Raw genomic sequence first — 8,931 nt, forward strand, 5'->3', positions numbered from 1 at the left:
AGACAGAGTACATTTTCGTACAAAAATAAAATTGTACATAAAAAGAAAGCCACATCAGAGTATGGTGTAGCTTGTGTAATGACATAAATAAGGCACGAATCGTACAGAATACTACGGATTTTTATTCCTTATCCGTAAGATGCCGTACAATTCGTGCCGGAGTATTTCCTGACTTCTGATTTCAGACTTATACACTCATAAATCCGGAATCATAAATCAAGGAATCATTTGTCTTTTCTCAGTTCTGCAAAGATAAGTCCTTCCAGTTCTTCCGCCAGTTCCGGGTTGTCCAGAATAACTTGCTTGGCGGCGTCGCGTCCTTGTGCGATTTTGGTGTCGTTATAGCTGAACCAGGAACCGCTTTTCTTGACGATACCCAGTTCCGCGCCCAGGTCGATGATTTCTCCTGCGCGCGAGATGCCTTCGCCGAACATGATGTCGAACTCTGCACGACGGAAAGGAGGAGCTACCTTATTCTTTACAACTTTCACTTTGGTCTGCTTACCGATTACCTCTTCTCCGTTCTTGATAGCCTGGCTTCCACGGATGTCGAGACGTACGGAAGCATAGAACTTCAACGCGTTACCTCCGGTGGTTGTTTCGGGGTTACCGAACATTACACCGATTTTTTCGCGGAGCTGGTTGATGAAGATACAGGTTGTACGGGTCTTGCTTACGGCGGATGTCAGCTTACGCAGCGCTTGTGACATAAGACGTGCCTGCAAGCCTACCTTGTTGTCGCCCATATCGCCTTCAATTTCGGCTTTCGGGGTCAGGGCGGCTACGGAGTCTACCACAATGATGTCGATGGCGGAAGAACGAATCAGTTGTTCTGCAATTTCCAATGCCTGCTCGCCGTTGTCCGGTTGCGAAATCAAGAGGTTGTCTACATCTACGCCGAGTTTGGCCGCGTAGAAGCGGTCGAAAGCGTGCTCCGCATCGATGAACGCCGCGATACCGCCCGCCTTTTGCGCTTCGGCGATGGCATGGATCGCCAACGTGGTCTTACCGGAAGATTCCGGACCGTAGATTTCAATGATACGTCCGCGGGGATAACCGCCTACACCCAATGCTACGTTCAGTCCGATAGAACCGGTAGGGATTACTTCTACTTGTTCGACGCTTTCGTCGCCCATTTTCATGATAGAACCCTTACCGAAACTTTTTTCTATCTTATCCATGGCAGCTTGCAGTGCCTTTAGTTTTTCGCTTGCTGCCATATTATTTCCGTTTTCAAAATTAAGTTCGTCTTTCTTTGCCATATAAAATAAATAATTAGTGTTTAGTGGTTAGTGATCGGTGGTGAATGATTAATGAACGGGATCGCACGGCATTAATCACTGACCGTTGCTCACTAATCTTTATTACAGGATTTGTGCGGCGTGGTCTTTGGTCTTTACTTCCTTGGGCGCGATGATACGCTCGATCACTCCTTCTTCATTAATGATAAAGGTGGTGCGGAAGGTGCCCATATATTTACGTCCGTACATGCTCTTTTCACCCCATACACCGAATTGCTCTACCAGTTTCTTGTCTGTGTCTGCAATAAGGGTAAAGGGCAGGTTGTTCTTTTCGATGAATTTTTGGTGAGACTTCTCGTTGTCTACGCTGACTCCGATAACTTCATAACCGGCCTTGCGCAAGTCGGCATAGTTGTCGCGCAGGTTGCAGGCTTGCGCCGTACAGCCTGAAGTTGAGTCTTTTGGATAAAAGTAAAGTACTATTTTCTTTCCTTTATAATCGCTCAGACGAATTTCTTCGCCTTTTTCATTGATACCCAATATTTCGGGCGCTTTATCTCCTACGTTCATATAAATTAAAAATTAAGAATTAAGAATGAAGAATTACCATGCGGCGTGGTTGTGCAACCAAATTCTTCATTCTTAATTCTTCGTTAAACTAAATTTCCAGGTCTCCGTCAACTACTTCATGCCAAGGCAATCCTTGCTTGTTAAGCTGTTCCATGAACGGATCGGGATCGAATTCCTCCACGTTCCATACGCCCGGTTTCTTCCACAGGCCTTTGAGGAACATCATGGCGCCAATCATGGCGGGAACGCCGGTTGTGTAGCTCACGCCCTGCATGCCTGTTTCCTTGTAAGCTTCCTGGTGGCTGCAATTGTTGTATATATAATAGGTGTGTTCCTTGCCGTCCTTCAAACCGCGGATACGGCAACCGATGGAGGTTTCGCCTTCGTAATTCTCGCCCAAATCCTGCGGGTTGGGGAGTACGGCTTTCAGGAATTGCAGCGGAACGATTTTCATACCGTTGTATTCCACCTCGTCGATACGTGCCATGCCGATGTTTTGGATAACACGCAGGTGCGTAAGGTATTCTTGTCCGAACGTCATCCAGAAACGTGCACGCTTGATGGTGGGGAAGTTCTTTACCAGAGATTCCAGTTCTTCGTGATAAAGAAGATAAGAGTCACGCGGTCCGATGTTCGGGTAGGTGAGCGCTTTATGGATTTCCAGCGGCCGGGTGGTTATCCACTCGCCGTTTTCGTAATAACGTCCGTTCTGGGTGATTTCGCGAATATTGATTTCCGGATTGAAGTTGGTTGCAAACGCTTTATGATGATTTCCCGCATTGCAGTCCACTATATCCAGGTATTGAATTTCATCGAAGTGATGCTTGGCGGCGTAGGCGGTATATATGCCGCTTACACCCGGGTCGAAACCACAACCGAGGATAGCTGTCAGTCCGGCGTCTTCAAAACGTTTTTTGTATGCCCATTGCCAGCTGTATTCAAAGTGAGCGACGTCTTTCGGCTCGTAATTGGCCGTATCCAGATAATTCACTCCGCTTTTCAGACAGGCTTCCATGATAGTAAGGTCTTGATAGGGGAGAGCCACATTTATGACGATTTCAGGTTTGAAACTATTGAAGAGCGCCACCAGTTCGTCCACGCTGTCTGCATCTACCCGGGCGGTTTTGATGTTAGGGTTACCGATTGCTTTCACAACGGCGTCGCATTTGGATTTGGTGCGGCTGGCAATCATGATTTCTGTGAACACATCCGGATTTTGAGCCACTTTGTGCGCAACAACGGTACCTACACCGCCTGCACCGATAATAAGAACTTTACCCATTTCTTCTACTTACAAAAGTTTTAAATATGATTATCATTTTTTCAAAGAGCAAATATAAGGCTTAATTCTCAGATAAACATTAAAATCCTGCTAAATACTTTGGGGAAAGTACTGCTATTTCTAAACAAAGGGTTTGCTTTTGGGTTATTTTACATATCTTTGTTCCGTAAAAATTAACTTAAACAAAAAATAGCAATGAAGAAAGTATTTGTTTCCCTTTGTATGGCGGCTACTCTGATGGGGTTGTCATCGTGCGCTTCGACTAAAAATGCCGCAACTCTCTCTTCTCTGAGTGGCGAGTGGAATATTATTGAAATAAACGGCAGTGCGGTCGTGCCCGCTCCGAATCAGGAATTCCCTTTCATCGGTTTTGACACAAAGACCGGAAAAGTCTATGGAAACAGCGGTTGCAACCGACTGATGGGCTCTTTCGACGTGAATGCCAAGCCCGGACAGATAGACCTGGGAGCGCTGGGAAGTACCCGTATGATGTGTCCTGACATGACAGTCGAAAAGAATGTGTTGGCCGCTTTGGGGCAAGTAAAGAAATATAAGCAACTGGGCAAAGAGAACATGGCGTTGTGCGGTTCTTCCAACCGTCCCCTTATCGTGTTGCAGAAGAAGGAAGCTTCTTCCAAGTTGTCCGACCTGAATGGCAGATGGATAATCAGTGAGGCCGGCGGGCAGGCTATTCCTTCCGGAATGGAGAAACAGCCGGCTATCGAGTTTGACATTGCGGAAAAACGCATGCACGGTAATGCCGGGTGTAACATCATCAACGGTTCTTTTGATGTGGATGATGCAAATCCTGCGGCCATTTCGTTCCCGAGAGTCATCAGCACTATGATGGCATGCCCTGATATGGAAGTGGAAGGCCGGGTCTTGAAAGCGTTGAATTCCGTTCAGTCTTTCGGTAAGCTGGCAGGCGGCGGTATGGGCTTCTATGACACGGATAATAACCTTGTGATGGTATTGGTAAAGAAATAACAGGTCTTTGTCCGTTATTCAATATAAGATTCCACGGATTTCACAGAATAAAGAATAAAATAAATCTGTGAAATCCGTGGAATTTGCGCTTAATCAAAGAAACAAACAGTAAGTGTTTCTTATTTTTACATATTCCCTTTTTTTCTCAGTCCGGCACGTATGCGGCTTAATGATTGCGGAGTGATATACAGGTATGAAGCCAGGTATTTCAGCGGTACATCCTGCAATAGTTCCGGGTTCTCTTCCATTAATGTAAGATAACGCTCTTTGGCGGTAGGCGGCGCCCCATAAGCCAGTGTCGAAGCGTCTACTGACAATATTTCACGTTCAAAAATCTTCCTGCCGAAGTTTGCCATCTCGATAGAGTGTGCGAACAGAGCTTCCAATTTGACTTTACTGATGCAATAGGCTGTACTGTCGTTTACAGACTCGATATTGACCTGAGACGGTTTGTCGTCCACATAGCCCCATGAAGAGAACGCGGCATCACCGGGACTGACGAACCATAAGGAGTTTTCCGTTCCGTCTGCCAGATAGTATGCCCGCCATATACCTTTCTTTATGAGGTAGAAATTAGAATTCCGTTCTCCTTTCTCTATTATGAGCTCTCCTTTGGAAAAAGCAACTTCTTCCATATGAGACAATAGCTCAAATAAACTTTTCTCGGGCAGTTTATACTTCTTGCAGAATTTCTTTAGCATGATTTCCATGCTGCAAAGATATTGATTTTTCCTTGCCATTTCTTTTCCTGCCTATATAAATAATGAGTATGAAAAGAGCGGTCAACAGTTCCGCCAGCGGGGTAGCCAGCCAAATTCCCGGTTTACCCAGCAACAGCGGAAGTCCGTAAAAGCAGAGTGTCAGTAGGATAAATCCACGCAGCAGCGTGATGAAAGTGGCGTATTTGGCACGTTCCACACTCTGAAAATAGCCGATGGAAACTATGTTAACCGCAAAAAACACGAAACCGGATGCATATAGAGGCAAACCTTTCACTGCTATGTCATAGGCAGGATAACTCCGGTCAATGAACATGGCGACAATCTCCCGGCTGCAGAATATTGTAATCAGCGCAAAGCATATTCCGCAACCAATGGCTGTCTTTAAGGCGAGCAGGTAGGCTTGGCGTACACGCGGCGTTTCGTTGAGCCCGTAATTGAAGCTGATAATAGGCTGCGCCGACTGCGCAATGGCATTATATACCATAAATATAATCGGGAAGAAGTAGCAGGCAATGCTGAATGCCGCCACACCGTCTTCTTTCAAATAATGAATGAATACAAGGTTGCCGACAAACATCATGCAGGCAATCGCCACTTCACACAGAAAGGCGGATGACCCCAGCCGGCACATATAACCCACATTGCGTTTCATCAGCTTCATGCTGTTGCGGCTGAGCTTCACCGGATAGAACCGCAGGGCACAGTTGTGCCGTGCGAGATAGACAATAATCATCAGCGCTCCCACCGTCGTTCCTATGGCACTTGCGAAAGCCGCGCCGAACATCCCCCAGCCGAAGGGGAAAATAAACAGATAATCGAGTATGATATTCAGAACGGCGGCAACTATATTGCACAACATGGCGAAGTTGGGCGAACCGTCCAGTCGCAGGAAAAACATTCCCGAATTAAGCAGGGCCGTAAAAGCGGAGAATGGCACGAACCAGCGCATGTATTCTACTGCCAAAGGTTCGAGCCGTTCCGAACCGCCTAACAGATGTACCACTTGCGGCGCAAACAGGCAAAATAGGGTGGAAGTGCATATCAGCAACAAGGAGGATACCACTATGGATTGTGTAATGTTGATACGTGCCACTTTGGGCTTATTGTGCGACAAGTGGATGGAAGCCACCACAGATGCTCCTACGCCGAACATCAGGCCGATGCCGGTGGAGAATAACCATAGCGGCGCCACGATGTTAACGGCGGCAAGGGCATCGCTGCCTATACCTTTTCCCACAAAGATACCGTCGGTAATGACGAATAATGCGGAAAATATCATTCCCAGTACGGTAGGGAGCAGTAATTTGCGGAATAATGCCGCAATGTCCATGTTCTTGAAGTCAATGCTGTCTCTCATCTTTTCCATAATCTTCAGTCTTCTATATATTATTGTAATCTGTTTCTTCGTTTAAGAAGTCCGGCTGCTAATGTTTATTTGTTCCACCGTGGGGAAGTTTTCGTTCCACCGTGGAGAAACTTGTGTTCCATCATGGAGAAGTTTCTGTTCCACCATGGTGGAACGAATAAATAGTAGCAATGCCTCTCTTTAGACAGTGTTTTGATTTTATTTCGGCTTTCCTCTGAGAAAGCCTGAAAAAAGAAAATCAAAATACTTGTCTTAACTGTCTCAAACACTTTCTTTTCTTTTTCGGGGGGCAAAAGTAGGACTTTTGAACGGGATAGAAATTAACAAATGGTAATTTCCGACAGAAAAAATATATTTAACTCTGCCAAACTGACAGACAAACTGTCACATTCATAAATCTGCCGCCTCCTTGAACAATTTGGCACGACGTTTGTCTTTTTATTGGCGTCTGCCAACGAGGCGGACACCGAAACTGAATAATAACAAATAAAATAATAACGATCATGGGAAAAATTATTGGTATTGACTTAGGAACAACAAACTCTTGCGTTTCCGTATTCGAAGGAAACGAACCTGTAGTAATTGCAAACAGCGAAGGCAAGCGCACCACTCCTTCTGTTGTGGCGTTTGTGGACGGTGGTGAACGTAAGGTGGGTGACCCTGCAAAGCGTCAGGCTATCACAAACCCGACGAGAACAGTGTTCTCAATCAAACGTTTCATGGGTGAGAACTGGGATCAGGTACAGAAAGAAATAGCCCGCGTACCTTATAAAGTAGTGAAGGGTGACAACAATACTCCGCGTGTGGATATTGACGGACGTCTCTATACTCCGCAGGAAATCTCTGCAATGATTCTGCAGAAAATGAAAAAGACCGCTGAGGATTATTTGGGACAAGAAGTGACGGAAGCCGTTATTACCGTTCCGGCTTACTTCTCCGATTCTCAACGTCAGGCTACCAAAGAAGCCGGCCAGATTGCCGGTCTGGAAGTAAAGCGTATTGTGAACGAGCCGACTGCCGCAGCTTTGGCTTACGGTATCGACAAGGCGCATAAGGATATGAAGGTTGCCGTATTCGACCTCGGTGGCGGTACATTCGATATTTCTATCCTTGAGTTCGGTGGCGGTGTGTTCGAAGTATTGTCAACCAACGGTGATACTCATCTGGGTGGTGATGACTTCGACCAGGTTATCATCGACTGGCTGGTTCAAGAGTTCAAGAACGACGAAGGTGCTGACCTTACTCAGGATCCGATGGCTATGCAGCGTTTGAAAGAAGCTGCCGAAAAGGCAAAGATCGAATTGTCTTCTTCTACCAGTACGGAAATCAACCTGCCGTACATTATGCCGGTAGGCGGTGTGCCCAAGCACTTGGTTAAGACTCTGACGCGTGCCAAATTCGAGGCTTTGGCTCACAATTTGATTCAGGCTTGTCTTGAACCTTGCAAGAAGGCTATGAGTGATGCCGGTTTGGGCAACTCCGATATAGATGAAGTTATCCTTGTAGGTGGTTCTTCACGTATACCGGCTGTACAGAAATTGGTTGAAGACTTCTTTGGTAAAGTTCCTTCCAAAGGCGTGAATCCGGATGAGGTAGTAGCGGTAGGTGCTGCCGTACAGGGTGCTGTTTTGACGGACGAAATCAAGGGTGTTGTATTGCTGGATGTTACTCCGCTGTCTATGGGTATCGAGACTATGGGTGGTGTAATGACCAAGCTGATTGACGCCAATACGACTATTCCTTGCAAGAAGAGCGAAACATTCTCTACCGCCGCCGACAACCAGACGGAAGTTACTATCCACGTATTGCAGGGTGAACGTCCGATGGCTGCACAGAACAAGTCAATCGGTCAGTTTAACCTGACAGGTATCGCTCCGGCACGTCGCGGTATTCCTCAGATCGAGGTAACATTCGATATCGATGCCAACGGTATCTTGAAAGTATCTGCCAAGGATAAGGCTACCGGTAAGGAACAGGCTATCCGTATCGAGGCTTCCAGCGGTTTGAGCAAGGAAGAAATCGAAAAGATGAAAGCCGAAGCCGAAGCAAATGCCGAAGCCGATAAGAAAGAACGTGAGAAAGTTGACAAACTGAACCAAGCCGACTCAATGATTTTCACTACTGAAAATCAGCTGAAGGAACTGGGCGATAAGTTGCCTGCCGACAAGAAAGCTCCGATTGAAGCTGCCCTTCAGAAACTGAAAGATGCTCACAAAGCACAGGATTTGGCTGCTGTTGATTCTGCGATGGCTGAACTGAATACTGCTTTCCAGGCCGCAAGCGCTGAAATGTATGCTCAGAGCGGTGCTCAGGGTGGTGCACAAGCCGGTCCTGATATGAATGCCGGACAACAAGGCGGCGCTCAGGATAATGGCAAGCATGGGGATAATGTGCAGGATGCTGACTTTGAGGAAGTGAAGTAAGTTGCGATAAACAACGATAACTACAAATAGGAATATAGGGTGTAGCTCAATGAGTTATACCCTATTTCTTTTTATATCACTTTTCTTTAACTTTATTTCTATGTCATCTTCATGCGGTGGCAATCACGATAGTGGATGGGGAAAAGACAAAGACGAGGATGAACTTAACTGAGTAATCCGTTGTGCAAAAATGGCAAAATGGCTTTGCAAGCCGATTAAGAGTGGCAAGGGCAGATAGTATCTTATTTGTAATCATATAGAGCAATGCGTAAAGTAAATTTGACCAAACATCTTTGTTAATGCAATAAAGTGATAGACAGCTTTACATACGCCCCATTAT

At 46.1% G+C, this 8,931-nt stretch carries 7 protein-coding genes; 2 read left to right on the forward strand and 5 right to left on the reverse strand.

Features of this window, described 5'->3' with window-relative positions:
• Window positions 1-224: 224 nt before the first annotated feature.
• The 3 genes from recA to BHV73_RS04185 form a co-directional block, all read right to left on the reverse strand.
• Window positions 225-1,262 carry a recombinase RecA gene (gene recA / locus BHV73_RS04175; protein ID WP_009121488.1) on the reverse strand — a complete coding sequence of 346 codons (1,038 nt, stop codon included), beginning with the start codon at window positions 1,260-1,262 and terminating at the stop codon, window positions 225-227.
• 102 nt (window positions 1,263-1,364) lie between these two features.
• On the reverse strand, window positions 1,365-1,811 hold the full coding sequence (bcp, locus tag BHV73_RS04180; protein ID WP_195621844.1) for a thioredoxin-dependent thiol peroxidase: 447 nt from the start codon (window positions 1,809-1,811) through the stop codon (window positions 1,365-1,367).
• A gap of 88 nt (window positions 1,812-1,899) precedes the next feature.
• Window positions 1,900-3,093 carry a saccharopine dehydrogenase family protein gene (locus BHV73_RS04185; protein ID WP_148360390.1) on the reverse strand — a complete coding sequence of 398 codons (1,194 nt, stop codon included), beginning with the start codon at window positions 3,091-3,093 and terminating at the stop codon, window positions 1,900-1,902.
• Between the two features lie 195 nt (window positions 3,094-3,288).
• On the opposite strand from BHV73_RS04185, the gene BHV73_RS04190 reads away from it, so the two are divergent.
• Window positions 3,289-4,080 (forward strand): META domain-containing protein, encoded by a 792-nt coding sequence (locus BHV73_RS04190; protein ID WP_022219610.1) that lies wholly within the window; start codon window positions 3,289-3,291, stop codon window positions 4,078-4,080.
• 125 nt (window positions 4,081-4,205) lie between these two features.
• Here the strand turns inward: BHV73_RS04190 and BHV73_RS04195 are convergent, their stop codons facing one another.
• Window positions 4,206-4,790, reverse strand: a complete 585-nt coding sequence (locus BHV73_RS04195; RefSeq protein ID WP_022219611.1) for a Crp/Fnr family transcriptional regulator — start codon at window positions 4,788-4,790, stop codon at window positions 4,206-4,208.
• The gene (locus BHV73_RS04200; RefSeq protein ID WP_286736852.1) at window positions 4,753-6,168 is read right to left on the reverse strand and encodes an MATE family efflux transporter; all 1,416 of its coding nucleotides are present in this window, start codon (window positions 6,166-6,168) and stop codon (window positions 4,753-4,755) included. The genes BHV73_RS04195 and BHV73_RS04200 overlap by 38 nt, the downstream gene beginning before the upstream one ends.
• 503 nt (window positions 6,169-6,671) lie before the next feature.
• Between BHV73_RS04200 and dnaK the strand changes: the two genes are divergently transcribed.
• On the forward strand, window positions 6,672-8,591 hold the full coding sequence (dnaK, locus tag BHV73_RS04205; protein ID WP_087412535.1) for a molecular chaperone DnaK: 1,920 nt from the start codon (window positions 6,672-6,674) through the stop codon (window positions 8,589-8,591).
• Window positions 8,592-8,931 lie beyond the last annotated feature (340 nt).

It is taken from the genome of Bacteroides sp. 44_46 (assembly GCF_001915465.1).
Classification (GTDB): Bacteria; Bacteroidota; Bacteroidia; order Bacteroidales; family Bacteroidaceae; genus Bacteroides; species Bacteroides clarus.

Bases quoted from the DNA above. Each gene is read 5' to 3' on its own strand.
- BHV73_RS04200 (WP_286736852.1), bottom strand. From the start codon at position 6,168: ATGGAAAAGATGAGAGACAGCATTGACTTCAAGAACATGGACATTGCG.
- bcp (WP_195621844.1), bottom strand. From the start codon at position 1,811: ATGAACGTAGGAGATAAAGCGCCCGAAATATTGGGTATCAATGAAAAA.
- BHV73_RS04185 (WP_148360390.1), bottom strand. From the start codon at position 3,093: ATGGGTAAAGTTCTTATTATCGGTGCAGGCGGTGTAGGTACCGTTGTT.
- BHV73_RS04195 (WP_022219611.1), bottom strand. From the start codon at position 4,790: ATGGAAATCATGCTAAAGAAATTCTGCAAGAAGTATAAACTGCCCGAG.
- recA (WP_009121488.1), bottom strand. From the start codon at position 1,262: ATGGCAAAGAAAGACGAACTTAATTTTGAAAACGGAAATAATATGGCA.
- BHV73_RS04190 (WP_022219610.1), top strand. From the start codon at position 3,289: ATGAAGAAAGTATTTGTTTCCCTTTGTATGGCGGCTACTCTGATGGGG.
- dnaK (WP_087412535.1), top strand. From the start codon at position 6,672: ATGGGAAAAATTATTGGTATTGACTTAGGAACAACAAACTCTTGCGTT.